Source organism: Serratia sp. HNCC26DJ244, from assembly GCF_057180565.1.
The window spans coordinates 103,953-129,241 of the sequence record NZ_JBXUGO010000011.1 but is presented as its reverse complement, the minus strand read 5'-3'; the positions used below and the strand labels follow the sequence as shown (position 1 = coordinate 129,241).

The following is a 25,289-nucleotide window of genomic DNA, read 5'->3' as shown; positions in this document are numbered from 1 at the left end:
GACTTAACGATTGGCATGCTTCATGATACGGGCTTTCGCCGTCTGCCATTCACGATCTTTAATATCATCGCGCTTATCGTGTTCTTTTTTACCCTTGGCTACACCAATTTTTACTTTGCTCCAGGCATTTTTCCAATACATGGAGAGGGCAACAACGGTATACCCGTCACGGGTAACGCGGCCAATTAACGAATCTAGCTCACGCTTTTTCAGTAACAGTTTTCGGGAACGTGTTGGATCGCAGACCACATGAGTTGATGCGACATTCAGTGGGGAAATGGTGGCACCGAATAGATAGGCTTCACCGTTACGAAATATCACATAGCTATCGCTGATGTTAGCTTTGCCAGCACGTAGTGATTTTACTTCCCAACCTTGCAGCGACAAGCCCGCCTCGATCTCTTCTTCAATGGAGTACTCGAAACGTGCTCGCTTGTTCTGCGCAATAGTTGCGGAACCGGGTTTGTGGGCTTTTTTCTTTGTCATAGTCTGCTCATTATACTGGATGAAACCACGAAAGAAATCCCTTAACGCTCTGTACCTGCGCTATTTCTTCTTTTTTGAACGCCTCAAATGGTAGCAGATTTTTGTCTGGCCGCAGATAAATGGTACTATTCGCACGTTTTGTGCCTTACAGGAAATGATATGCCTCAGATCAGTCGCTCTGCATTGGTGCCTTTTAGTGCCGAGCAGATGTACCAGTTGGTTAATGATGTCTCTTCTTACCCCGAATTTCTGCCAGGTTGTGTCGGCAGCCGGGTGATTGCTGCTTCCCCTAATGAGATGACGGCTGCAGTTGAGGTTGCAAAGGCGGGTATTAGTAAGACGTTCACTACACGTAATACTTTGTTGGATAATCAACGCATTAATATGCAATTGGTTGATGGTCCATTCCGTAAGCTGATGGGGGGCTGGCAGTTCACCGCATTAAGCCCAGAAGCGTGTAAAGTTGAGTTGCATCTCGATTTTGAGTTCACCAATAAGTTGGTTGAGCTGGCCTTTGGTAAGGTGTTCAAGGAGCTGACGGGGAATATGGTGCAGGCGTTCACTCAGCGTGCCAAAGAGGTCTATCGTGTCTGAAATATGCGTTGAAGTGGTTTATGCATTGCCAGAACGCCAGTATCTGCGCCAGGTTACGTTGCCAGCAGGGGCTACGGTTGAACAGGCCATTCAGGCTTCAGGGCTGTTGGAATTACGCCATGATATCGATCTAGCCAGCAATAAAGTGGGCATTTATAGTCGACCCGCCAAATTGCAGGATGTACTTAATGAGGGTGATCGGGTGGAGATTTATCGCCCTTTGCTTGCCGACCCGAAAGAATTACGCCGCCAACGGGCTGAAAAAGCCGAAAAAGCAAAAAAATAAGACAAGGCACGGCTGTGCCTTATCTTTATCTTCAGACTGTGTGCTCTCGGTGTTGTCCCGATACGAATAGAGACAACGCACTCTTGCTTATTTAGCCAACGCTGGCTTGTTCTGTATATCCGTCAAGATACCCGCGCTATCGAAGGTCAGTGTCAGCGTTTTCTGAGTTACTGGCTCATGGCTAGGGTGTTGACGGAACACGTAGAACCACGTTTGGGTACCAAACGGATCCTGTACCATTGGTGTGCCCAATGTGTAAGCAACCTGTTGTTGTGTCATCCCCTTGTGGATTTTTGCCACAGAGGCTGGTGTCAGGTAGTTACCCTGGTTGATATCAGGCCGATAGACCAACTTTTGAAAAGTAGAACAGCCTGCAGTCAGCATCACAAGAACTACAGCGGCAGCTGTCAGCATTTTACAACGCATAGTAATCACATTCCTTTAGGGCATAGGTTACTGATGATAATAGACCTTGCAGCAGTTGGAAACCTTTACAGGGCTTCTATATGACCTCGGAAACGTAAAAAAGTTATGCGGCCAGCAGTTCTTTTGCATTTGCCAAGGTATTTTTGGTGACTTCACTCCCCCCCAGCAGGCGTGCCAGCTCTTGTAACCGGGCCCGTTTATCCAGTTGCAACATCTGTGTTTCGGTCTCGGTACCGTCTGTTTGTTTGCTGACAAAGAAATGTTGATGACCACAACCGGCAACCTGCGGCAAGTGTGTGACACACATCACTTGAGTCGATTCCCCTAGCTGACGTAACAGGCGGCCAACGATCGCCGCAGTGGGACCACTGATCCCCACATCAACTTCATCGAATATCAACGCTGGGGTTTCCATTTTACGTGCCGTAATCACCTGGATTGCCAGCGCAATACGGGAAAGCTCACCGCCCGAGGCGACTTTTGCCAGAGCTTGCAGTGGTTGCCCAGGGTTGGTAGAGACAAAGAACTCAATACGGCTTGCCCCTTCGCTACCCAGGTATTCAGGTTCAAAATTGACCTCAATATTGAATTGACCGTGCGGCATAGAGAGCGTGTTCATGCTTTCGGTAATCAACTGGTTCAGTTCAGTGGCATAGTGCTGGCGTTTCTGATGCAGTTGCTGAGCCAGATCCAATGCGTGCTGATGATGCAGGCTGACGGCCTGGCTGAGTTGTTGATGGCAGCTTTCCTGTTGTGCCAGTTGTTGTTGCTCTGCCAACAGTTGCTGATGCAGATTGGGCAACTCTTCTGGAGAGACATGGTGTTTGCGTGCCAGGCTCATTTGCTGGGAAAGGCGCTGTTCAAGTTCATGTAGCCGGTTGGGGTCAAGGTCCATGCTGTCGGCATAATGGCGTAACTCGTCGCTGGCTTCGCTGATTTGAATTGAGGCTTCTTCCAGCATGTTGAGCAAACCGCTTAATTTATCGTCCATGCTGGTCAGTTCAGCTAACAGATGCTTGGTGCTGTGGAGTTGGCTGAGCATATTATGCTCATCATCATCAGCCAACAGTTGCAGCGCTTGCTGGCTGAGGGTCAATAACTGGCCACTGTTGGCCAGGCGTTTATATTCGGTATCGATCTGTTCAAACTCACCGCCTTGCGGGGCAAACTCATTCAGCTCTTTCAACTGATACTGCAGCAGTTGTATGCGCGCATCACGTTCAATGGACTGCTGTTGATGGTGTGCCAGTTCGCGGCAGCTTTGGTGCCATTGTTGGTAAGCCTGGCGCATGGAGGCCAGTAGCTCAGGTTCACTGGCATAGGCATCCAACAACAGCTTTTGGTGTTCAGGTTTCAATAGCAATTGGTGAGCATGTTGACCGTGGATCTGGATCAGGTGCTGGCCGAGATCGCGCAATTGCGAGAGCGGCACCGCAGTGCCATTAATAAAGCCACGTGAGCGCCCATCCGCACTGATTACGCGGCGTAATAGGCACTCATTGCTGTCATCCAGTTGATTTTGTTCCAGCCATTCACGGGCCGAGGGGGTGTCAGCCAACGAAAAACGTGCGCAGATATCGGCACGAGCCGCCCCCTGGCGGACAACGTTACCGTCAGCACGGTTACCCAGGCAGAGACCTAATGCATCAATGGCAATTGATTTACCGGCACCAGTTTCACCGGTGATAGCGGTCATACCCGATTGGAAGTCGATTTCCAGTTCGCGAACGATAGCAAAATTGTTGATGGTCAATTGGGCTAACATAGGGCCTCTCCCGTGTATAAATTCACAACTGTGATTTCATACAGTATAAACTGGTTTTATATACAGTAAAGAGGCCCGAGCATTTTTTAGAACAATTATTTTTTAGAACAATTTTTTTGACCAGCCCAGTTTGGTGCTCAGGGTATTGAAGTAGTTGTAATCCTTTGGGTGAATCAAATTCAGGTGGAAATCACTGCGGCGGATTAATACTTCTTCGCTCTCCTGAATCGGCAGGGCTATCTGGCTGTCACAACTGATTTCCAGGTCACTACCGGTATGGGAAAATTTTAGCCTGATGGTGCTGTTGCCATTAATGACCAATGGCCGTGCAGAAAGGGTATGCGGGAACATGGGAACCAGCGCAATGGCTTCTAACGACGGGGTTAATATTGGCCCCCCCGCAGAAAGCGAATAGGCAGTAGAACCGGTTGGCGTGGCGATAATCAGGCCATCGGAACGTTGCGAGAAAGCAAAGCGGTCATCAATGTAAACTTCGAATTCGATCATATGGGCAACTTTGCCGGGGTGTAGCACCACTTCGTTAATGGCGGTGCTGATGCGGCATTGCTGGTGATCTTTATGAACGATAGCTTCCAGCAGAAAACGTTGTTCGTCGATATATTCGCCTTCTAGCACGTCGGCCAGTTGCTGGAGCGCATTATCAGGATCAAGATCGGTCAGGAAGCCGAGATTCCCCCGGTTAACCCCAATCACTTTGATGTCATAACGTGCCAAGACCCGTGCGGCCCCCAGCATATTGCCATCCCCGCCAACCACCACGGCAAGGTCGGCGTGTTGCCCAATATCCGCCAAGCTGCCAGTTACCGCATTTTTCAGCTTGAGATCCTGCGCAATCTGGCTTTCAATCATCACCGGGTAGCCTAACGAGGTTAACCATTGAAATAGCATCTCGTGGGTTGCCAGAGCAGAAGGGTGACGCGGATGTCCAACAATGCCAATACAGGTAAATTTTTTATTCATGGCGGTGCTTTTCCTCACCTGGGGTTGTTTATGTCCCACATTGTGACTGGTTGACTTGAAAGCCCATTTTTGATCCCCATAATAAACGAAGTTGCGGGATTAATGCTAAAACGCGGAGATATTCATGAGTAGTAAAGAACAGAAAACGCCAAACGAGCAAGTTTCGGACGAAATGGAACAGCAAGCACAACACGATGAAACCATGCTGGATATGATGGAAGGTGTTGATCTACGCGCTGAACGTATTGCTGAATTGGAAACCCAATTGGCCGAAGCCCATCAACATGAGCGTGAAAGTCTGCTACGTGCCAAGGCTGAGATGGAAAATATCCGCCGTCGTAGTGAACTCGATGTCGAGAAGGCGCACAAATTCGCCCTGGAGAAGTTTTCAGGTGACTTGTTGCCAGTGATCGACAGCCTGGAGCGTGCATTGGAACTGGCAGATAAAAATAATGCCGAGCTGGTGCCGATGATCGAAGGGATTGAGTTGACACTCAAATCCATGTTGGACGCAGTACGCAAGTACGGCATCGAAGTGGTGGGTGACATCAATGTGCCATTCAACCCGGATGTCCATCAGGCAATGACCCTGCTGGAATCTGCGGACCACCAACCGAATCACGTGATGATGGTAATGCAGAAAGGTTATACGCTGAATGGCCGTCTGCTGCGCCCGGCGATGGTTGCGGTTTCCAAAGCCAAGTCTTGATCTGGTTTAGTAAATCAAGGCACCTTAAGGTGCCTTTTTAGTCAGTTGCTAGTGCCATTTTTTTCGAGTTTACGATTATGCCTGCGGCAGAACCGGTACCCAATCAATGGGCGTCAAACCTTGCTGTTGCAGCAACTGGTTGGTCTGCGAGAAGTGGTGGCAACCCAAAAAGCCACGGTGAGCAGAAAGCGGCGAAGGATGGGGTGCCTTCAACACATGATGGCGTTGGCGGTCGATAATATTTCCTTTCTTTTGCGCATGTGCTCCCCACAGTAGAAATACCACCCCTTCGCGGTTTTCATTTAAAGCGGCAATTACCCGGTCAGTAAAAGTTTCCCATCCTAAATTGGCATGAGAATGGGCACGTCCTGCTTCTACTGTTAATACGGTATTGAGTAACAACACGCCTTGTTCTGCCCAGCTTTGCAGGCAACCATGTGTGGGGCGTTCGAAGCCGGGGATATCCGTCATCAGTTCCTTATACATATTGACTAATGAAGGCGGTGCCGGAATACCTGGCTGCACAGAAAATGACAAGCCGTGCGCTTGATTGGGGCCGTGGTAAGGGTCCTGGCCGAGGATCACCACTTTGACATCTGCTAACTCAGTAAAACGGAAAGCATTAAACACATCTTTCTGTGGTGGATAAATGGTCTTACCAGATTGGCGCTCGTTGGCCACAAAGTCGAGTGTTTCAAGAAAATAGGGCTGCTCTTTCTCTTTGCCAATCACGTCATGCCAAGTGAGGGGGGTAGACATCTACACTCTCCTTTGTTTTCGTTAACGAATTATAGCCTATAGCTTACCGTTAACTTTCATTGGCTGAAACTGGCTTTTCTGCGTGGCGTGATTCAACTTACTGAGGAGGGGGTTTTTTGGTGAGTTGGCAGGTTGATGATTTGATTGCCAGATGAGGAGTGATGCAAATTTTTTTGATATTTTACAAAAATAATTTTAAAAGCAAAAAAGAGTAAAATTGATATAAAACATAAATTTGCCGCTCACCGTCATTTTGGCGCCTGACAAAAATTGATTTAAATCAAGGTAAGTCCCTCGTCAGGCTGGTATATAGAACAACAAGACAACATTGGTTTTACCAAATAGCCGGAATTCAGATTTTTCGGCGAAGTAGAATTTTTCTCCCCACTACGGAGGCAACAAAATGATTACTGGTATTCAAATCACTAAAGCTAACAATCAGGCATTGGTTAACTCTTTCTGGTTGCTGGATGAAGAGAATGCACAAGCGCGTTGCGTATGTGCCAAAGCAGACTATGTAGAAGATCAGGTCGTTCCTGTGAGCGAATTGGGCCAGATCGAATATCGTGAAGTACCAATGGAAATGCAACCAACGGTACGCGTTGAAGGTGGCCAGCATCTGAATGTGAACGTATTACGTCGCGAAACGCTGGAAGATGCCGTCAAGCATCCTGAGAAATACCCACAGTTGACCATCCGTGTTTCTGGCTATGCTGTGCGTTTCAACTCACTGACTCCAGAACAACAACGTGACGTTATTGCTCGTACTTTTACTGAAAGTCTGTAATCTCAGTTTGAGTGATAGGGGTGTTGCGACCCGCTAAGTGATATTAATGAACCCCATTTTATGGGGTTCATTTTTTTTGCGCGTCTGTCAGTGAGTGAAGGGAATAGGGGAGTTACTCGGTGCCCGGTTTAGCGGCTGGCTGGCGGCGCTTACCCACGTTTTTGGCATCACGATGGCGTACCTTCACTTTAGCCTTTTCCTGAGTCTTCAACTTGCTTTCTGCACGTTTAGCCAACACCTTTTTGGACGGCTTACCGCTATTTTTTTCACTGGGTACTCTACTGGTGGGGCGCAGTTCATCAATGATGCGGGCTTTCAGCGGTTCATTGAGATAACGGCCTACTTTCCCTAACAGTAGATGGTCATGGGCTTCAACCAGTGAAATTGCAGTGCCTTTGCGCCCGGCACGACCAGTACGGCCGATGCGGTGTAGATAGATATCGGCAGTGAGTGGCATATCAAAGTTGAACACATGGGTGATATCCAGAATATCCAACCCGCGTGCGGCGATATCGGTGGCGATCAGAACATTGACCCGGCCATCCATCATACGCTTTACCGCTTCATTGCGCTTGGCCTGAACCATTTCCCCTTCGAGATAACAGGTATTGATACCGGCTTCACGTAACCAGGCTGCCAGTTCATGCACGCGCTCACGTTTGCGCACAAAAATCACTGACTTTTGCACGTCAGGCTGCTGCAACAGGTGAATCAGCAGGGCGGTTTTATGCTTGATATCGTCAGCCCGGTAATACCATTGCAGAATTTTTTTACGCTCACGGCGGGACGGATCTGCTTCTACTTCCACCGGCTCTTTCAGAATACGCTCGGCAAATTCACGAATAGCCTCGCCTTCCAGCGTAGCGGAAAACAGCAGCGTCTGAGTGCGCCAGCGTGTTTCAGCAGAAATAGTCTCAATATCCTGGGCAAAACCCATATCAAGCATGCGATCCGCTTCATCAAGGATCAGCGTCTCTACGGCCCGGCAATCAAAGTTTTCTTCTTTGATGTATTGCAGTAAACGGCCCGTGGTCGCCACGACCAGGTCCTGGTTTTCACTGAATACCTCGGCGTGGTTCATATAGGCGACACCACCGGTGATGGTGGCAATATCCAGTGAGGTATGGGCAGCTAACTCACGTGCCTGGTCGGCCACCTGCATGGCCAGCTCTCGGGTGGGGGTGAGGATCAGCACGCGCGGCGGGCCAGATTTTTTACGCGGGAAATCCAGCAGATGCTGCAAAACGGGTAACAGGAATGCGGCTGTTTTGCCCGTGCCAGTCGGCGCCGAGCCTAATACATCGCGGCCGTCCATCGCTGGGGGGATCGCTTCGGCCTGAATGGCGGTAGGGCGACTATAGCCTTTATCACGGAGCGCGCTAATCAGGCGCTCATCGAGTTCGAGTTCGGAAAATTGGGTTGCTGTCATGGTCTACCTCTACTTGGGGCGCCGATTATAGACGGGATAGTTGCCGGGTTCACCCTTTTTAAAAAAAGCATCTCTTTTACCCTGACTCAGATTACCTTATGCTACGCCAGTTTTGTTGGTGGGTGGCCATGGTGAGTAATCAATCTAAAGCTAAATTATCCCCGCGTCGCGGTGGTTTTACCTTTAAGCAGTTTTTTGTTGCGCATGATCGTTGTGCCATGAAAGTGGGAACGGATGCGGTGCTGCTGGGGGCCTGGGTCGCGGTGGCGCATAAACAGCGGATACTGGACATCGGTTGTGGCAGTGGGCTAATTGCACTGATGCTGGCACAACGAACGCCTGCTGACGTCACCATTGATGCGGTGGAACTGGATAATGAGGCGGCAACTCAGGCCAACGACAATGTTCAGGCTTCCCCTTGGCAGCAAAAAATTGAGGTGCATAACCAGGATATTCATCATTTCGCCCAGCAGCGGGCTGATTACTATGATCTGATTGTCAGTAATCCCCCCTATTTTGAGCCCGCCGTAGCTTGCCGTGATCTTGCGCGTGCCAATGCCCGCTATACCGAAACACTGACCCATGATGCTTTGCTCGATTGCGCTGAACGGCTCATCACGGCGAGTGGTCATTTCTGCGTAATATTACCTTATGACATTGGCATCGCTTTTGAACTGAACGCCCATCAGCGCGGCTGGTATACCGCACGCCGGCTGAACATCAGTGATCGGGCTGATACCGCCAAGCACCGGATTATCGTTGCCTTAACCCGCCAGGCGACGGTAACAGAAGAGAGGGAGTTGGCGATAAAGTTGGCGGATGGCAGCTATACGGCTGACTTCCGCCAGTTAATTACCGATTTTTATCTGAATTACTGAATCGGGAAAGAGAATAGCTCAAGGTTGCAGAATAGTCGTCTGCGGATCAGGCAACAGGCCCGGATAGTCCAATGTGTAATGCAACCCACGGCTCTCCTTGCGTTCCATTGCGCTGCGTACCATCAGTTCGGCAACCAGCACCAGGTTACGCAACTCCAGCAGATTGTTGGAGATACGGAAATTGGCATAATATTCGTCAATCTCCTGTTGTAGGGTATTGATACGTCGCAGCGCGCGCTCCAGGCGTTTTGTGGTGCGCACAATACCCACATAGTCCCACATAAACAGCCGTAATTCGTGCCAGTTATGCTGGATCACCACACGCTCATCGGAATCATCCACACGGCTTTCATCCCACTGCGGCAGTTGCTTGGCCAGTTTGATGGTGGGCAGGCGCATCAGCAGATCTTCGGCGGCGGACCAGCCATAAACCAGGCATTCGAGGAGTGAGTTGGATGCCATTCGGTTGGCGCCATGCAGGCCGGTGTAGCTGACTTCACCAATCGCATAGAGTCCGTCTAAATCGGTTCGGCCATATTGGTCCACCATCACGCCACCACAGGTGTAATGAGCCGCTGGGACAATAGGGATCGGTTGTTGAGTGAGATCAATGCCTAGCGTCAAGAGCTTTTCATAGATCATCGGGAAGTGCTGAGTGATGAATTCGGCTGGTTTATGGCTAATGTCCAAGTACATGCAGTCGGCACCCAGGCGTTTCATCTCATGGTCAATCGCTCGGGCAACAATGTCACGTGGGGCCAACTCGCCACGTGAGTCAAAGTCTGGCATAAAGCGGCTACCATCTGGGCGTTTTAAGTGGGCGCCTTCGCCACGCAATGCCTCGGTTAGCAGGAAGTTGCGGGCTTGTGGGTGAAACAGACAGGTTGGATGGAACTGGTTAAACTCCAGATTGGCGACCCGGCAGCCAGCACGCCAAGCCATGGCGATCCCATCGCCGGAGGAGATATCCGGGTTGGTGGTATATTGGTAAACTTTGGCGGCTCCTCCCGTCGCCAGTACCACCGTTTTGGCTCGGTGGGTTTCCACCTGTTCCAATTCACGGTTCCAAACGTAAGCACCGACGACGCGTTTGGTACCCGGTAGCCCAATTTTGTCAGAAGTAATCAGGTCTACGGCATTTTGGCGTTCCATCACGCAAATATTCGGGTGTGTGCTTGCTTTCCCTATCAGGGTAGTTTCTACTTCTTTACCTGTTGCATCAGCGGCATGCAGAATACGGCGGTGGCTATGTCCGCCCTCACGTGTCAGGTGATAGCGTTCTTCGCCATGTCGGTCGGTTTCAGTATCGAACAAGACACCTTGGTCGATCAGCCATTGCACACAGTGGCGTGCATTTCCGGCAATAAACTCGACGGCCTCTTTATCACACAAGCCTGCCCCGGCGATCAGTGTGTCATTAACGTGTGAGGCGATGCTGTCTGTTTCATCAAAGACGGCGGCGATCCCACCTTGGGCATAAAAGGTGGCACCTTCATTAAGCAAGCCCTTGCAAAGGACCGTAATCTTGCAATGATCTGCCAGACGTAGCGCCAGTGACAGGCCAGCAGCACCGCTGCCAATGATCAAGACATCGCTAACATGTTCAGATGATGGTTGCATAACGTATGATGTGTGCAGAAGAAGAGTGAAATTCATGTTAGCCTACTCTTCCGGGCAAATGCCACGGATAAGACGACATTTATAGAAAAAACAGTGGCGATATGGAACTTTATGTTCTATATGAACTCAAACCAAGCGCTTGCTCAGGAAAACTAATGTTATGGCTGGCGGTACAATTTTACCCGTGGAAACGGATTTGAGGAGAATTTACCTCGGATGAGTGAGCAGTTAACGGATCAGGTTCTGGTTGAGCGGGTCCAGAAAGGTGATCAGAAATCGTTCAATTTACTGGTGGTTCGTTACCAGCATAAAGTGGCGAGCCTGGTTTCACGCTATGTGCCGCAGGCCGATGTGCCGGATGTGGTGCAGGAGTCGTTTATTAAAGCTTATCGTGCATTGGAATCATTCCGTGGTGATAGTGCTTTTTACACTTGGCTTTATCGAATCGCTGTCAATACGGCAAAGAATTATCTGGTTGCTCAGGGGCGGCGTCCACCATCGAATGATGTAGATGCCAATGATGCCGAAAATTACGAAAGTGCCGGTGCACTGAAAGAAATTTCGAACCCTGAGAACTTAATGTTGTCAGAAGAACTGAAACAGATCGTTTTCCGTACTATTGAGTCACTCCCAGAGGATCTGCGCATGGCAATTACTCTGCGGGAGTTGGATGGTCTAAGCTATGAAGAGATAGCTGATATTATGGATTGCCCGGTTGGAACTGTACGTTCGCGTATTTTTCGTGCCCGGGAAGCTATTGACAATAAAGTTCAACCGCTGATCCAACGTTAGCGATAGCGGACACAGGAAAGGGTACCTAGGCATGCAGAAAGAAAAGCTTTCCTCTCTGATGGACGGTGAAATGCTCGACAATGAACTATTGAATTCATTGGGCAAAGATAGAGCTCTTCAACAAAGCTGGCAGAGCTATCACCTGATACGCGACACATTACGGGGTGATATAGGGCAAGTCGTGCATCTCGATATTGCAGATCGCGTTGCCGCTGCGCTGGAAAAAGAACCTGTACGTCTGGTTCCTTCGGCAGTTCTTGAGTCTCAGCCACAGTCCCACACTTGGGAAAAGTTGCCGTTCTGGCACAAGGTGCGCCCTTGGGCTAGCCAACTGACGCAAGTGGGTGTGGCGGCTTGTGTTTCTTTGGCGGTGATTGTCGGTGTTCAGCATTACAATCAACCCACTGAACAACCTGGTGGTTTCGAATCACCTGCGTTTAACACGTTACCGATCATGGGGCAGGTTTCGCCGGTGAGTCTGGGTGTGCCTGCAGACAATTTCTCTACCGGTAGTGGCCAGCGGCAGCAGGTACAAGAACAGCGTAAGCGTATCAATGCCATGCTGCAGGATTACGAACTGCAACGCCGTTTGCACTCTGATCAAATGCAGTCTGGGCAGCGTAGCCCACAACAGGCCGGCATTCAGGTTCCTGGCACTCAGTCTTTAGGAATGCAACAGCAGTAATGAAGCAATATTGGTTATCCGTCTGTCTTTTGACGGGCAGCCTGCTCAATTCGACTATCGCCTCGGCGCAGATTCTTGACGCCGGGGCGATATTGCAACAGATGAGCAGTGCCAGCCGTTCACTTAATTATGAACTCGCCTATATCAGCGTCAGTAATCAGGGGATAGAGTCGTTACGCTATCGCCATGCGGTGGTTGATAAGCAGCCCTTAGGGCAACTGCTGCATATGGATGGCCCTCGCCGGGAAGTATTACAACGTGGCGGCGGGATCAGCTATTTTGAGCCTGGCCTGGAACCTTTCACACTCTCTGGTGAGCATATCGTCGATGCATTGCCAGCCATAGTTTTTGCTGATTTTAGCACTTTGCAGAAATACTACGATTTTATCTCTGTTGGGCATACACGTATTTCTGATCGTCCCTGTGATGTTTTCCGTATTGTAGCGCGAGATGGTTCGCGTTTTAGCTATGTCATCTGGATCGATACTGAAAACAGGTTGCCGTTGCGAGTGGACTTGTTGGATCGTGATGGTGAAATGCTGGAGCAGTACCGGGTTATTTCAGTCGTGGTGGGTGAACAGGTGATGAGTGTGATGCAAGGTTTACTCGACGCTAACCTGCCTCCTTTGCTGTCGTTACCCGCAGCGAAAAACCTCACCTTTAATTGGACTACCGGCTGGTTGCCTGCGGGCGTCAAAGAAGTGGCGAGTAATCGCCGCAAGTTACCGAATATGACTGGTCAGGTGGAGTCACGTCTTTATAGTGATGGTCTGTTCAGTTTCTCGGTCAATATTACGTCTTCTGGCAGCGATACCAGCCAGCAGTTTTACCGCCAGGGGCGTCGTACCATCCAGACCGAAATTCGCGATGGTTATGAGATTACGGTGGTTGGCGAATTACCCCCAACAACCGCCAAACGGATTGCAGAAAGCATTGCATTCAAGGGGGCTAAATCATGATGAAAGAGTGGGCGACGGTTGTCTCATGGCAACAGGGTGTAGCGCTGTTGCGTTGCGAGCCAAAAGCAGGTTGTGGCAGTTGTAGCGCTCGTTCTGGTTGTGGTGCTCGCGCGCTCAACGAGTTGCTGCCGGAAAACCAACACTATTTACAGTTGTCGGTATCACAACCACTCCATCCTGGCCAACGTGTTGAAATTGGTATTGCAGAAGGTAGCCTATTGCGTTCAGCCATGTTGGTTTACATGACACCTTTGTTGGGGTTGATGTTGGGTGGTGGCTTATTGCAATGGTGGTTTGAGAGTAATCTTGCTGCGGTATTAGGGGCTATTTTAGGTGGCTGTGCCGCTTTTGGGGTTTCACGTTTCTTGGCTAAACAGCTTAATCAACAAACTGGCTATCAGCCGGTTATCCTGCAAATCGGTTTGCCTCCGATACCCTGTGTCAGTAACTAGTGTTCCCTATCCAGGTTCATTTGAGTATTTAAGTGATGTTTGCTCTTTACACCACCGTTAGTGGTATTTATCGATATCAAGCACTACCTAAGGTGGTGCCTGCCTGCTTTCGTCAAACGCATAGACAGTGTAAGATGCGGGCCATGCTATGTGGGTAGTTTTGGTTTTGTGTCCATCACTGTACCTACCGATTAAAAACGTAAGCGCTTAATCTGAGAAAAAACGAATTAAATGAAACAGATAAGAAATTTTTCCATCATTGCCCATATTGACCACGGTAAGTCGACGCTGTCTGACCGTATTATTCAAATCTGTGGTGGTTTGACTGAACGTGAAATGGCTGCACAGGTGCTGGATTCAATGGATCTGGAGCGTGAGCGGGGCATTACCATCAAAGCTCAGAGTGTAACGCTCGATTATAAAGCGGCTGATGGTCAGGTTTATCAACTTAACTTTATTGATACCCCCGGGCACGTTGACTTTTCCTATGAGGTTTCCCGTTCGCTGGCTGCCTGTGAAGGCGCTCTGTTGGTGGTGGATGCTGGGCAGGGCGTAGAAGCTCAGACTTTGGCCAACTGCTATACGGCGTTGGATATGGACCTGGAAGTGGTCCCAGTGTTGAACAAGATTGACCTACCGGCGGCTGATCCTGATCGTGCGGCGCAGGAAATTGAAGATATTGTCGGCATTGATGCCACAGATGCTGTCCGTTGCTCGGCAAAAACCGGCGTGGGTGTGCCTGATGTGCTTGAACGCCTGGTGCGTGATATTCCTCCACCGCAAGGTGATGCAGATGCACCGCTGCAGGCGTTGATTATTGATTCATGGTTCGATAACTACCTTGGTGTTGTTTCCCTGATCCGTGTGAAGAACGGTACTTTGCGTAAAGGTGACAAAATCAAGGTAATGAGCACCGGCCAAACCTATAACGCTGACCGTCTGGGTATTTTCACACCAAAGCGTGTTGACCGCGAGGTGTTGAACTGCGGCGAAGTGGGTTGGTTAGTCTGTGCCATTAAAGATATTTTGGGTGCTCCAGTAGGGGATACCTTGACGTTGGCTCGTCAGCCAGCAGATAAAATGTTGCCAGGTTTCAAAAAAGTGAAACCGCAGGTGTATGCTGGGTTGTTCCCCATCAGTTCCGACGACTATGAGGCTTTCCGTGATGCGCTGGGCAAACTGAGCCTGAACGATGCGTCCTTGTTCTATGAGCCAGAAAGTTCTACTGCACTTGGTTTTGGTTTCCGTTGTGGCTTCCTTGGCCTGTTGCATATGGAGATCATTCAGGAGCGTCTGGAACGTGAATACGATCTGGAACTGATCACCACAGCGCCTACGGTGGTGTATGAGGTTGTTACTACCAGTCAGGAGACTATTTATGTCGATAGCCCTGCCAAGCTGCCACCACTGAATAACGTCAATGAGTTGCGTGAGCCGATTGCTGAGTGTCATATGCTGATGCCGCAGGAATATCTGGGGAACGTGATTACGCTTTGTATTGAAAAGCGTGGCATTCAAACCAACATGGTTTACCACGGTAACCAGGTGGCGTTGACTTATGAAATCCCGATGGCCGAAGTGGTGCTTGATTTCTTTGACCGTCTGAAATCGACTTCCCGTGGTTATGCCTCGCTTGATTATAACTTTAAGCGTTTCCAAACGTCCGACATGGTGCGTGTGGATGTGTTGATCAACAACGAACGTGTCGATGCCCTGGCACTCATCACTCACCGTGATAATTCACAGTATCGTGGCCGTGAGCTGGTGGAGAAAATGAAGGAATTGATCCCACGCCAGCAATTCGACATTGCGATCCAGGCTGCGATCGGCACCCATATCATTGCACGCTCCACCGTGAAGCAACTACGTAAAAACGTTCTGGCGAAGTGCTATGGCGGCGACGTCAGCCGTAAGAAAAAGCTGTTACAAAAGCAGAAAGATGGTAAGAAGCGCATGAAGCAGGTCGGTAATGTTGAGTTACCGCAAGAAGCGTTTTTGGCTATTCTGCATGTTGGTAAAGATAAGTAAGAGCGAGAGCTCAGCTAACTAGGGAGTTTGCATGGCGAATATGTTTGCCCTGATCCTGGCAATTGCAACGCTGGTGACCGGGATCATTTGGTGCTTTGAGCGCTTTAGGTGGGCGCCAGCACGTCGGGCGAAGATCGCGGCAGTTAATGCACAAACTGCAGGTACCATCGATCAAGAAACGCTGGCGAAAGTCGGTAAGCAGCCAGGTTGGGTTGAGACCGGTTCTTCTGTTTTCCCGGTGTTACTGTTGGTATTTGTGGTGCGTTCGTTTATTTACGAGCCGTTCCAGATCCCTTCAGGTTCAATGATGCCAACACTGTTGATTGGTGATTTCATTCTGGTGGAAAAGTTTGCTTATGGCATTAAAGACCCGATTACCCAAACCACTTTGATTAAAACCGGCCAGCCTAAACGTGGTGATATAGCCGTATTTAAATACCCACTGGATACGCGCCTGGATTATATCAAACGTGTTATTGGCTTGCCGGGTGATCGTGTCACCTATGATCCGCTGAATAAGCAGGTGACAATATGGCCTACCTGTAGCAATGGGCAGCCATGCGATGAGGCATTGGCGGTGACCTATAGTGACATGCGGCCAAGTGAATTTGTACAGATGTTTAGCCGTGGTGGTACAGGGGAAAGCAGTAGTGGTTTCTTCCAGATCCCGCTGAATGAAAATGCCCCACTGGGTGGTATTCGTTTAGGGGAACGTGACGAAACGCTGGGCACGGTAACTCACCGTATTTTAAACGTGCCAGGGGCACAGGATCAATTAGGTGCCTATAAGAGGCAACCCGGTCAACAATTAGCAGAGTGGGTCGTTCCTGCTGGTCATTACTTTATGATGGGTGATAACCGTGATAACAGTGCTGATAGCCGTTATTGGGGTTTTGTCCCAGAGAGGAACCTGGTGGGTAAAGCTACCGGTATCTGGATGAGTTTTGAGAAACAGGAAGGTGAGTGGCCGACAGGCGTCAGATTGAGCCGGATCGGTGGTATTCATTAATACCGTCTTCATCCTTGAAACTGCAGCCGCATTGGCTGCAGTTTGCTGCTGTTAATTCAAATTATCGGCTAATGGCGACAGAATAAGGCCAAAAGCCGCTAAAAACGCATTTAAACTACAGCAGAGATATATAATCGCAGCATTATATTCACTCTCGTTGTAGAATAACTCCCGATTGATAAACAGTTGGCTTCCCTTCGGGGGCCACGGCAAACGAAACAGCTTTGGATTGGTTTTTGGCAAAACAGGACTGTTCCGTATGCGGTAGGTTTTTTGACGTATTCTGGATCTATTGGTAACCCATGAACCCCATCGTAATAAATAGATTGCAGCGAAAGCTGGGCTATACTTTTCAACAACAGGAGCTCTTACTACAAGCGTTAACTCACCGTAGCGCCAGTAGTAAACACAATGAACGGCTTGAGTTCCTCGGTGACTCCATTCTCAGTTTTGTCATCGCCAATGAACTTTATCACCGTTTCCCTCGTGTCGATGAGGGTGACATGAGCCGTATGCGTGCCACATTGGTACGGGGCAATACCCTTGCAGAGATGGCCCGCGAATTTGATCTGGGCGAATGTTTGCGCCTGGGGCCGGGTGAACTGAAGAGTGGTGGTTTCCGCCGCGAATCGATTCTTGCAGATACGGTGGAAGCGTTAATCGGCGGTGTGTTCCTGGATAGTAATATTCAAACTGTCGAACGACTGATTTTGGAGTGGTATCGTAGCCGCTTGGAAGAGATCAGCCCCGGCGATAAGCAAAAAGATCCTAAAACCCGTTTACAGGAGTTTTTACAGGGTCGTCATTTGCCGTTACCTTCTTATTTGGTGGTGCAGGTTCGCGGTGAAGCGCACGATCAGGAATTTACCATCCACTGTCAGGTGAGTGGTTTGAGCGAGCCGATGGTGGGCAATGGCTCAAGTCGCCGCAAAGCCGAACAGGCCGCAGCGGAACAAGCGCTGAAAAAGCTGGAGCTTGAATGAGCGAAGAAAAACAATACTGTGGTTTTATTGCCATTGTCGGGCGTCCTAACGTAGGTAAGTCCACACTGCTTAATCAACTGTTGGGGCAAAAAGTTTCTATTACCTCACGGAAACCACAGACAACACGTCACCGCATTATGGGCATCCATACTGAAGGGCCATATCAGGCTATCTATGTGGATACACCCGGGTTGCATATTGAAGAAAAACGCGCCATTAACCGTTTGATGAACCGCGCGGCCAGTAGTTCGATTGGTGATGTGGAGTTGGTGATCTTTGTGGTAGAAGGCACGCACTGGACGCCAGATGACGAGATGGTGCTCAATAAATTGCGCAGCCTCAAATGCCCGGTGCTATTGGCGATTAACAAAGTGGATAACGTCAATGACAAATCCGTATTGTTGCCACATATTTCATTTATCAGCCAACAGATGAATTTCCTCGACGTGGTGCCGATCTCTGCGGAAAAAGGAACCAATCTGGATGCTATCGCCGCTATTGTGCGTAAAATATTGCCAGAAGCGGAACACCATTTCCCGGAAGACTATATTACTGATCGTTCACAACGTTTTATGGCTTCTGAAATTATCCGTGAAAAGCTGATGCGTTTTCTGGGTGAAGAGCTGCCCTATTCAGTCACGGTAGAAATTGAACAGTTTGTTGCCAATGAGCGTGGTGGCTTCAATATTCATGGCCTGATCCTGGTTGAACGTGAAGGCCAGAAGAAGATGGTCATCGGCAATAAAGGTGCCAAGATCAAAACTATTGGCATTGAAGCTCGCCAAGATATGGAACAGATGTTTGAAGCCAAAGTGCATCTGGAACTGTGGGTTAAAGTAAAATCCGGCTGGGCGGACGACGAACGTGCGCTGCGTAGCCTGGGTTATGTCGACGATCTGAAGTAATCCTCAATGGAAGGCTGGGAGCGCGCTTTCGTCTTGCATGGGCGGCCGTACAGTGAAACCAGCCTGATGCTGGACTTGTTTACGCAAGACCATGGGCGGGTGCGCTTACTGGCAAAAGGTGCGCGCAGTCGCCGTTCTCATTTAAAGGGTTGCTTGCAGCCCTTTACTCCCTTACTGGTACGCTGGAGTGGGCGTGGCGAAGTCAAGACGCTACGCAACGCCGAATCTATCTCCCTTGCCTTACCCCTTAGCGGTATGATGCTTTACAGCGGCTTGTATGTGAATGAGCTCTTGGCTCGTGTGCTGGAGCATGAGGGTAACTATTCAGTTCTATTCTTTGACTATTTACAGTGTCTGCAAGCCCTGGCAGCAGAAGAGAGCTCGCCAGAGCAGGCTTTACGCCAGTTTGAATTGGCATTGCTGGCTCATCTTGGCTACGGATTGGATTTTCTGCACTGTGCTGGTAGTGGTGAACCCATTGATGACCGTATGACTTATCGTTATCGGGAAGAGAAAGGGTTTATTGCCAGCCTGGTGGTGGACCATTACAGTTTTACCGGCCGTGAACTGCGGTCACTGGCCGAGCGTCAATTTCCTGATCCGCAAACCTTGCGCGCAGCCAAACGCTTTACCCGCATCGCTCTAAAACCCTATCTCGGCAGTAAACCGCTTAAAAGTCGTGAGCTATTCCGTCAGTGGGGGCACAAAAAAACCACGATGCCAATTGATGATGTATAGCCGCTAATTCAGTAACGATATCTTTACTTATAGTGTGAATGGCCACGGACATATTTATCGCTTTCTGCTTTTTCCGCTTGGCACCCACGTGTAAACTGCTGCTACTGAACATCATTATTTAGAGGGTTGTCATGGCTGATTTGCTGCTGGGTGTTAATATCGATCATATCGCCACCTTACGTAATGCACGTGGAACCAACTATCCTGATCCGGTTCAAGCGGCATTTATTGCAGAGCAGGCGGGTGCCGATGGTATTACCGTTCATCTACGGGAAGATCGCCGTCATATCACCGATCGTGACGTGCGTATTTTGCGTCAGACCATTCAAACGCGCATGAATCTGGAAATGGCGGTCACCGATGAAATGCTTGATATTGCGATTGAATTGAAACCCCATTTCTGCTGCCTGGTGCCGGAAAAACGCCAAGAGGTAACTACCGAAGGTGGGTTAGATGTCGCCGGGCAACAAGACAAATTGACCATTGCGATAGAACGTTTATCCCGAGCCGGGATACTGGTTTCCTTGTTTATTGATGCCGATCATCGCCAGATTGATGCCGCGGTAGCTGTAGGCGCACCTTATATTGAAATTCATACCGGTCACTATGCGGAAGCAGAAGGGGAGTTAGCGGTTCAGGCTGAGTTACAGCGTATCGCTAAAGCGGCGACCTACGCGGCCAGCAAAGGGCTGAAAGTGAATGCCGGTCATGGCTTGACCTATCATAACGTACAGCCAATCGCTGCCCTACCCGAGATGCATGAACTGAATATCGGGCACTCGATCATTGGTCAGGCAGTGATGAGCGGGTTACCGGCTGCGGTGGCAGAGATGAAACTGCTGATGCGTGAAGCTCGTCGCTGATGGCGATACTTGGCTTGGGAATCGACATCGTTGAGATAGTCCGTATCGAAGCGGTGGTCGAACGTAGCGGTGACCGTTTGGCTCGCCGCATATTAAGCCCTGCGGAGTGGCAACTATACCAACAGCATCAGCAACCGGTACGTTTTCTGGCTAAGCGTTTTGCGGTGAAAGAGGCGGCGGCCAAGGCGTTTGGCACCGGTATTCGTCATGGTCTGGCGTTTGAGCAGTTTGAAGTATTTAACGACCCGCTCGGTAAACCGAGTATTCGCTTACATGGCCGCGCCACTGAATTGGCGCAGCAAATGGGCGTGAAGTCGATTCATGTTTCACTGGCGGACGAACGTCACTACGCTTGTGCGACGGTCATTGTTGAAGGGTAATGTTGAAGGGTAATAATGGCGCTAAGGCGCTTTGTTACCTCTCACAGTTGGTCCGAGTGATGTAGTACCACAAACTTTTCCCACAGTTGTTCCTGGTTTTCAACGTGCAGCGGGTCGATAATGATAGTGTTATCGATTGGGCAGACTTGCTGACAGGTCGGGGTGTCGTAATGCCCGACACACTCGGTACAGCGGTCAGGGTCGATCTGGTAAATATTATCCCCCATTGAAATTGCCTGATTCGGGCACTCTGGTTCGCACATATCGCAATTGATACATTTGTGCGTAATTAGCAAGGCCATGGCAATTCTCTCATTATGTAGCGGATAATTCGCGGAGCGCGATTATACGCTGGCTAGTGGCGGTCTCTCAACCAATAAGCGGTTTGGTTTGGTGGATTAAGATAACCCAAGTGATGTGAGCGCTGGTGAGCAGGCTTGGCTCGATAGCAGATAAATATTTCCGCAGCATTTAAACTACAGCATTTAAACTACAGTCTAAAGTCGGAATCAATCTTGGGTATATATTCACTGTAGTGGTTGAAATTAGGGCCCTTGAGGAGTCGCATTTGAGCAGCAAACCTAGCCAGCCAGCTAATACAGTTCGGCGTATCGTTTTTTTTGATCTGGATGGCACTTTACATCGAGAGGATATGTTTGGCAGTTTTTTGCGTTTTTTGCTGAAACGTATGCCATTGAATCTATTGCTGGTGATACCGCTATTACCCATTGTTGCCTTGGGGCTGCTGATGGGGGGGCGGGCACGACGATGGCCAATGAGTTTATTGCTCTGGTCGATGACTTTTGGTCGTTCAGAAGCCAGCCTGAAAGAAGTTGAGTCGCAGTTTGTCACTGATTTTCGTCATACAGTGACTGCCTTTCCGGCGGTGCAAATGCGCTTGCGTCACTATCTTGAGGCACCTGATACCCAGGTTTGGTTGATTACGGGCTCACCAGAACAGTTGGTTACACAGGTTTATCACGACGCTGAATTCTTACCGCAGGTTTGTCTGGTGGGTAGCCAGATGGCGCGTCGTTACGGTGGCTGGGTATTACCGGTACGCTGTTTGGGCAGGCAGAAGGTGGTGCAGTTGGAACAACGTTTAGGGGCACCACTTCAACTGTTCAGTGGCTATAGTGACAGTAAACAAGATGATCCACTGCTCTCTTTTTGCCAACATCGTTGGCGAATCAATAAGCAAGGTGAACTGTTGCCGTTGAAATAACAACCTGAAGCGTTGGCATCATCGCTAATGGATTCGAGGTGATCCCCCTCATCATGGCGGTTGAGGGGGATGCAGGCGGTCACATTGCGGCGTTAAAAATAGCGACAATTTGTTGGTGACTTGCCTGGATAGGATTGGTAAATCCACAGGCATCCTTCAGTGCGTTAGTCGCAAGAGTATCAAAATCTTCTTCTTTGACTTTTAATTCGCGTAATCCTGCTGGAATATTCACATCTTTCGCCAACTGGCGAATAGCGGCGATACACAAGGCGGCACCTTGTTGATCACTTTGCCCTGTGACATCTATCCCCATTGCGGCGGCAATATCCTTCAGGCGTCCTGCGGCGACAGTCGCATTAAATGTCTGTACATGGGGGAGCAATATCGCGTTGCAGACGCCATGAGGGAGATCGTAGAACCCCCCTAGTTGGTGTGCCATCGCATGAACATAACCCAGTGACGCATTGTTGAATGCCATACCTGCCAGGAATTGTGCGTAGGCCATATTTTCGCGCGCCTGTATATCTTGCCCATTGGCCACCGCATCACGTAGCGATTGTGTAATCATGGTGACTGCTTTCAGCGCACAAGCATCAGTGATTGGATTGGCAGCACTGGAAACATAGGCTTCTACTGCGTGAGTCAGGGCATCCATACCAGTTGCAGCGGTCAATCCTTTAGGCATACCGACCATCAGCTGTGGATCGTTCACGGAAAGGAGTGGGGTGACATGTTTATCGATAATGGCCATTTTAATATGGCGAGTTTCGTCGGTGATAATGCAAAAACGCGTCATTTCTGAGGCAGTGCCTGCGGTGGTGTTGATAGCGACCATCGGTAGCTGTGGCTTGCTAGAACGGTCTACACCTTCATAGTCTTTGATTTGCCCGCCGTTTGCAGCCACCAAAGCAATGCCTTTGGCACAATCATGTGGTGAGCCACCACCGAGTGAGATCACGCTGTTGCAGTGATGTTGCTGCAGCAACGCTAAGCCTTGTCTTACATTCTCGGTTGTCGGGTTAGGGTGAGTATCGTCATACACATAACTGTCAATTTCTTGTGCGGCTAGAAGTTGTTGTACTTGAGTGACAATACCAATACTGTTCAAGACCTTATCGGTGACGATCAATACCCGATGTAATCCATTCTCCTTCATTGTTTTGACAGCCTGTTCCAAACTGCCGGAACCAATCATATTGACGGAAGGGATAAAAAACGTTGACGCAGCCATAACTTACACCTTGATAACATTCTTTACGGACTTGTTACACTACCTCGTCAATAGTTAATAAAACATGATCCATGGCAATGATGTTATTAAAAAGTTGTTTAAAGCGCTCTTTTCACTATTCCAAATTCCAATAGCCAATACGAGCCATTATACTCAGGCCCAGCCTGTAAGATGAAAGAACTAGGGTATAAGTGAGCCATGATTGAATATAGTGATGAGTATTGGATGCGTCAGGCGTTAAGCTTGGCCTTGCGTGCTCAAGCTGAGGGGGAAGTGCCTGTGGGGGCGCTGCTGGTGCTCGACAATCAGGTGATTGGGGAAGGTTGGAATCAGCCTATTGGTCGCCACGACCCTACCGCGCATGCTGAGATTATGGCATTAAGGCAAGGGGGCGTGACGTTACAAAACTACCGATTATTGAATACCACACTCTATATCACCTTAGAGCCCTGTGTAATGTGTGCAGGGGCGATGGTGCATAGCCGTATCCGCCGCCTGGTGTATGGCGCAAATGACGAAAAAACCGGGGCAGCAGGTTCACTGGTGGATATTCTACGCCACCCAGGGATGAACCATCAGGTGGAAATCGTGCCAGGGGTGTTGGCACCAGAGTGTACCACCATGCTCAGTAACTTCTTTCGTTTGCGTCGTGAGCAGAAAAAAGCCCTGAAACTGGCACAGCAAGCGGCTAAAGGCGGGGATAGTTAGTGCTTGATCGCTAGCCGGGTCTCTACCGCGGGGTATCCGCGGGTCAATTCGCTCCGCTGTGCTATCTTTTTTTCTTTTTCCTGCAGATAACCTACCAGGCTGACTTGATAGCGGCGAATATTCTCCACATAGCTATAGGCTTCATAGCCCCGGGCATAACCGTAGGTGAGTGACGGGTAGTAGCGCTTTTGGCTCAACATGGGCAGGCGCTGTTTCACATCAACCCAGCTATCGGGGTTACCTCGCTGGCTTTTTGTCAGTTTGCGCGCATCCAGCATATGGCCCCAGCCCATATTGTAGGCGGCCAACGCGAACCAGATACGCTCATCTTCCGGTACCGTCTCTGGTACTTTTGCCATCAGGTTTTGTAGATAAAGCGCCCCACCTTGAATGCTCTCTTCCGGGTCGAGCCTGTCGTTGACGCCTAATCCTTCGGCGGTTGCTCTGGTCAGCATCATCAGCCCACGTACACCGGTGCGAGAGGTCGCCAGTGGGTCCCAATGAGATTCTTGATAGGCGACAGCAGCCAGCAACTTCCAATCAATGTCATTGGCATGTTTTTCAAACAATGACTGGAAGGTCGGTAATACTGAATCGATAGCCGAGAGGAAAGTTCGGGTATCGACATAGTCGAAGCTACCCACATGACCGAGATATTTTTCTGCCAGGCGAGCTAAGGTGCCGTCTTCTATTCGTTGGCTAGAGAAATCCAGCAGCGCGGCATACAAGCTTTGGTCACCGCTGCGCTTCAAGTACCAGGTTACTGGTTTTTCTTCCGTCACATCAAAGGCTACCGCCAGTTGCGGGTGGATACGTTGCAGCAGCGCAACGGTCACCGAGTCACTGATGGTGTAATCCAACTTCCCCTCAGCCACCTGTTCCAGCAGTTCTTTAGCCGAGAGGTTGCCAGAGGTTTCCCAACTGAGATTAGGATATTGCTTCTGCCTGAGTTGCTTTAGTGTGCTGTCATGGGCTGAACCAGAAGCAACCACCAGCTTGCCGGTCATATCCGCAAACATTTTAGGCCGTGGTGCGCCCAACCGGTAAACCACTTGTTGTGAAACGGAATAATAAGCGGGACCCGCGCTGGTGCGGCTGAGGCGGTCAGGATGATAGATCAGACCAGCAGCCAACAGGTCAGCACGACCGCTATGCAGGTCCTCAAACAATTCGTTGATATTTTTATGCGGGATCATCACCAGTTTTACCCCGAGATAGTTGGCAAAACTTTTTGCCAACTCATAATCAAGGCCTTTCGGCCCTTCAGGCGTGGTGACATAGCTCAACGGTGAATTTAAGGTACTGACCCGCAGTTCACCGCGTGACTTGATGGCGTCAAGTTGGCTACCGAACTCCCCAGGCCAGCGAATATTTGGCCATAGAGCCAAGGCCAGCAATAGGGCGACAATACTGATTGAAATGTAGTTTATTTTTAGTATTTTCAAACAATTATCTCATTTAAGCGTCTGCTTGCCATTGATTGTGTGACGCTGCAATTATCATGGTTAAATGACCAGTACCGGAGCATTTTGCGTAAGAAAAGGCCAGTGTGCAACTTTATTGACGGATTATGACAATTCAATGGTGAGTATATCTTTTGTCAATAATAGC

28 protein-coding genes are annotated in these 25,289 nt (G+C 49.5%); 18 read left to right on the top strand and 10 right to left on the bottom strand.

Features of this window, described 5'->3' with window-relative positions; all coding sequences use genetic code 11:
- Nucleotides 1-3 precede the first annotated feature (3 nt).
- Nucleotides 4-486 carry an SsrA-binding protein SmpB gene (smpB, locus tag AC2A06_RS11105; RefSeq protein WP_023492393.1) on the bottom strand — a complete coding sequence of 161 codons (483 nt, stop codon included), beginning with the start codon at nucleotides 484-486 and terminating at the stop codon, nucleotides 4-6.
- A gap of 159 nt (nucleotides 487-645) precedes the next feature.
- Here smpB and AC2A06_RS11100 point away from each other — a divergent pair, with 159 nt between their 5' ends.
- Nucleotides 646-1,080, top strand: a complete 435-nt coding sequence (locus AC2A06_RS11100; protein WP_473197123.1) for a type II toxin-antitoxin system RatA family toxin — start codon at nucleotides 646-648, stop codon at nucleotides 1,078-1,080.
- Nucleotides 1,073-1,366, top strand: a complete 294-nt coding sequence (locus AC2A06_RS11095) for an RnfH family protein (RefSeq protein WP_023492395.1) — start codon at nucleotides 1,073-1,075, stop codon at nucleotides 1,364-1,366. Before AC2A06_RS11100 ends, AC2A06_RS11095 begins: the two co-directional genes overlap by 8 nt.
- A gap of 87 nt (nucleotides 1,367-1,453) precedes the next feature.
- Here AC2A06_RS11095 and bamE read toward each other — a convergent pair whose 3' ends face one another.
- From bamE to nadK, 3 genes are all read right to left on the bottom strand, one after another.
- On the bottom strand, nucleotides 1,454-1,792 hold the full coding sequence (bamE, locus tag AC2A06_RS11090; protein WP_473197125.1) for an outer membrane protein assembly factor BamE: 339 nt from the start codon (nucleotides 1,790-1,792) through the stop codon (nucleotides 1,454-1,456).
- Nucleotides 1,793-1,895: 103 nt separating this feature from the next.
- Entirely contained in the window at nucleotides 1,896-3,557 is a 1,662-nt protein-coding gene (gene recN / locus AC2A06_RS11085; RefSeq protein WP_484380298.1) for a DNA repair protein RecN, read from the bottom strand.
- Nucleotides 3,558-3,659: 102 nt separating this feature from the next.
- Entirely contained in the window at nucleotides 3,660-4,538 is an 879-nt protein-coding gene (gene nadK, locus AC2A06_RS11080; protein WP_023489118.1) for an NAD(+) kinase, read from the bottom strand.
- A 124-nt stretch (nucleotides 4,539-4,662) separates the two neighbouring features.
- Here nadK and grpE point away from each other — a divergent pair, with 124 nt between their 5' ends.
- A complete protein-coding gene (grpE, locus tag AC2A06_RS11075; protein ID WP_023489119.1) occupies nucleotides 4,663-5,247 on the top strand; it encodes a nucleotide exchange factor GrpE in 585 nt (194 codons plus the stop codon).
- A gap of 75 nt (nucleotides 5,248-5,322) precedes the next feature.
- On the opposite strand, the gene ung is transcribed toward grpE, so the two are convergent.
- Entirely contained in the window at nucleotides 5,323-6,006 is a 684-nt protein-coding gene (gene ung, locus AC2A06_RS11070) for a uracil-DNA glycosylase (protein ID WP_484380297.1), read from the bottom strand.
- Nucleotides 6,007-6,409: 403 nt separating this feature from the next.
- Between ung and grcA the strand changes: the two genes are divergently transcribed.
- Nucleotides 6,410-6,793 (top strand): autonomous glycyl radical cofactor GrcA, encoded by a 384-nt coding sequence (grcA, locus tag AC2A06_RS11065; protein ID WP_023489121.1) that lies wholly within the window; start codon nucleotides 6,410-6,412, stop codon nucleotides 6,791-6,793.
- Between the two features lie 112 nt (nucleotides 6,794-6,905).
- Here grcA and srmB read toward each other — a convergent pair whose 3' ends face one another.
- Nucleotides 6,906-8,222: an ATP-dependent RNA helicase SrmB gene (gene srmB, locus AC2A06_RS11060; protein ID WP_023489122.1), complete on the bottom strand. Its 1,317-nt coding sequence runs from the start codon at nucleotides 8,220-8,222 to the stop codon at nucleotides 6,906-6,908.
- A gap of 98 nt (nucleotides 8,223-8,320) precedes the next feature.
- Between srmB and trmN the strand changes: the two genes are divergently transcribed.
- Nucleotides 8,321-9,100 carry a tRNA(1)(Val) (adenine(37)-N(6))-methyltransferase TrmN gene (trmN, locus tag AC2A06_RS11055; RefSeq protein ID WP_484380296.1) on the top strand — a complete coding sequence of 260 codons (780 nt, stop codon included), beginning with the start codon at nucleotides 8,321-8,323 and terminating at the stop codon, nucleotides 9,098-9,100.
- A gap of 18 nt (nucleotides 9,101-9,118) precedes the next feature.
- Here trmN and nadB read toward each other — a convergent pair whose 3' ends face one another.
- Complete coding sequence (nadB, locus tag AC2A06_RS11050; RefSeq protein WP_484380295.1) at nucleotides 9,119-10,720, bottom strand: L-aspartate oxidase; 1,602 nt, start codon at nucleotides 10,718-10,720, stop codon at nucleotides 9,119-9,121.
- A 216-nt stretch (nucleotides 10,721-10,936) separates the two neighbouring features.
- On the opposite strand from nadB, the gene rpoE reads away from it, so the two are divergent.
- The 11 genes from rpoE (at nucleotide 10,937) to acpS (ending at nucleotide 20,514) form a co-directional block, all read left to right on the top strand.
- Nucleotides 10,937-11,512: an RNA polymerase sigma factor RpoE gene (rpoE, locus tag AC2A06_RS11045; protein ID WP_023489125.1), complete on the top strand. Its 576-nt coding sequence runs from the start codon at nucleotides 10,937-10,939 to the stop codon at nucleotides 11,510-11,512.
- A 31-nt stretch (nucleotides 11,513-11,543) separates the two neighbouring features.
- The gene (gene rseA, locus AC2A06_RS11040) at nucleotides 11,544-12,197 is read left to right on the top strand and encodes an anti-sigma-E factor RseA (RefSeq protein ID WP_484380294.1); all 654 of its coding nucleotides are present in this window, start codon (nucleotides 11,544-11,546) and stop codon (nucleotides 12,195-12,197) included.
- The gene (rseB, locus tag AC2A06_RS11035) at nucleotides 12,197-13,156 is read left to right on the top strand and encodes a sigma-E factor regulatory protein RseB (protein WP_484380293.1); all 960 of its coding nucleotides are present in this window, start codon (nucleotides 12,197-12,199) and stop codon (nucleotides 13,154-13,156) included. Before rseA ends, rseB begins: the two co-directional genes overlap by 1 nt.
- Complete coding sequence (gene rseC, locus AC2A06_RS11030) at nucleotides 13,153-13,608, top strand: SoxR-reducing system protein RseC (RefSeq protein WP_037386958.1); 456 nt, start codon at nucleotides 13,153-13,155, stop codon at nucleotides 13,606-13,608. Before rseB ends, rseC begins: the two co-directional genes overlap by 4 nt.
- Before the next feature lie 231 nt (nucleotides 13,609-13,839).
- Nucleotides 13,840-15,636, top strand: a complete 1,797-nt coding sequence (gene lepA, locus AC2A06_RS11025; RefSeq protein WP_484380292.1) for a translation elongation factor 4 — start codon at nucleotides 13,840-13,842, stop codon at nucleotides 15,634-15,636.
- A 31-nt stretch (nucleotides 15,637-15,667) separates the two neighbouring features.
- Complete coding sequence (gene lepB, locus AC2A06_RS11020; RefSeq protein ID WP_473197130.1) at nucleotides 15,668-16,645, top strand: signal peptidase I; 978 nt, start codon at nucleotides 15,668-15,670, stop codon at nucleotides 16,643-16,645.
- A gap of 302 nt (nucleotides 16,646-16,947) precedes the next feature.
- Nucleotides 16,948-17,628: a ribonuclease III gene (gene rnc / locus AC2A06_RS11015; RefSeq protein ID WP_473197131.1), complete on the top strand. Its 681-nt coding sequence runs from the start codon at nucleotides 16,948-16,950 to the stop codon at nucleotides 17,626-17,628.
- On the top strand, nucleotides 17,625-18,533 hold the full coding sequence (era, locus tag AC2A06_RS11010; protein WP_484380291.1) for a GTPase Era: 909 nt from the start codon (nucleotides 17,625-17,627) through the stop codon (nucleotides 18,531-18,533). The genes rnc and era overlap by 4 nt, the downstream gene beginning before the upstream one ends.
- 6 nt (nucleotides 18,534-18,539) lie before the next feature.
- Nucleotides 18,540-19,271: a DNA repair protein RecO gene (gene recO, locus AC2A06_RS11005; RefSeq protein WP_484380290.1), complete on the top strand. Its 732-nt coding sequence runs from the start codon at nucleotides 18,540-18,542 to the stop codon at nucleotides 19,269-19,271.
- Nucleotides 19,272-19,402: 131 nt separating this feature from the next.
- Nucleotides 19,403-20,134, top strand: coding sequence for a pyridoxine 5'-phosphate synthase (gene pdxJ, locus AC2A06_RS11000; RefSeq protein WP_023489134.1), 732 nt, complete (start codon nucleotides 19,403-19,405; stop codon nucleotides 20,132-20,134).
- On the top strand, nucleotides 20,134-20,514 hold the full coding sequence (gene acpS / locus AC2A06_RS10995; RefSeq protein ID WP_473197132.1) for a holo-ACP synthase: 381 nt from the start codon (nucleotides 20,134-20,136) through the stop codon (nucleotides 20,512-20,514). The genes pdxJ and acpS overlap by 1 nt, the downstream gene beginning before the upstream one ends.
- 41 nt (nucleotides 20,515-20,555) lie before the next feature.
- On the opposite strand, the gene AC2A06_RS10990 is transcribed toward acpS, so the two are convergent.
- Complete coding sequence (locus tag AC2A06_RS10990; protein ID WP_023489136.1) at nucleotides 20,556-20,816, bottom strand: YfhL family 4Fe-4S dicluster ferredoxin; 261 nt, start codon at nucleotides 20,814-20,816, stop codon at nucleotides 20,556-20,558.
- Nucleotides 20,817-21,082: 266 nt separating this feature from the next.
- Here AC2A06_RS10990 and yfhb point away from each other — a divergent pair, with 266 nt between their 5' ends.
- A complete protein-coding gene (gene yfhb, locus AC2A06_RS10985) occupies nucleotides 21,083-21,739 on the top strand; it encodes a phosphatidylglycerophosphatase C (protein ID WP_023489137.1) in 657 nt (218 codons plus the stop codon).
- Nucleotides 21,740-21,818: 79 nt separating this feature from the next.
- Here the strand turns inward: yfhb and yiaY are convergent, their stop codons facing one another.
- Nucleotides 21,819-22,970, bottom strand: coding sequence for an L-threonine dehydrogenase (yiaY, locus tag AC2A06_RS10980; protein ID WP_473197133.1), 1,152 nt, complete (start codon nucleotides 22,968-22,970; stop codon nucleotides 21,819-21,821).
- A 198-nt stretch (nucleotides 22,971-23,168) separates the two neighbouring features.
- On the opposite strand from yiaY, the gene tadA reads away from it, so the two are divergent.
- Nucleotides 23,169-23,678, top strand: a complete 510-nt coding sequence (gene tadA, locus AC2A06_RS10975; protein ID WP_473197134.1) for a tRNA adenosine(34) deaminase TadA — start codon at nucleotides 23,169-23,171, stop codon at nucleotides 23,676-23,678.
- Here the strand turns inward: tadA and mltF are convergent.
- A complete protein-coding gene (gene mltF, locus AC2A06_RS10970) occupies nucleotides 23,675-25,123 on the bottom strand; it encodes a membrane-bound lytic murein transglycosylase MltF (RefSeq protein ID WP_473197135.1) in 1,449 nt (482 codons plus the stop codon). The genes tadA and mltF overlap by 4 nt on opposite strands.
- Nucleotides 25,124-25,289 lie beyond the last annotated feature (166 nt).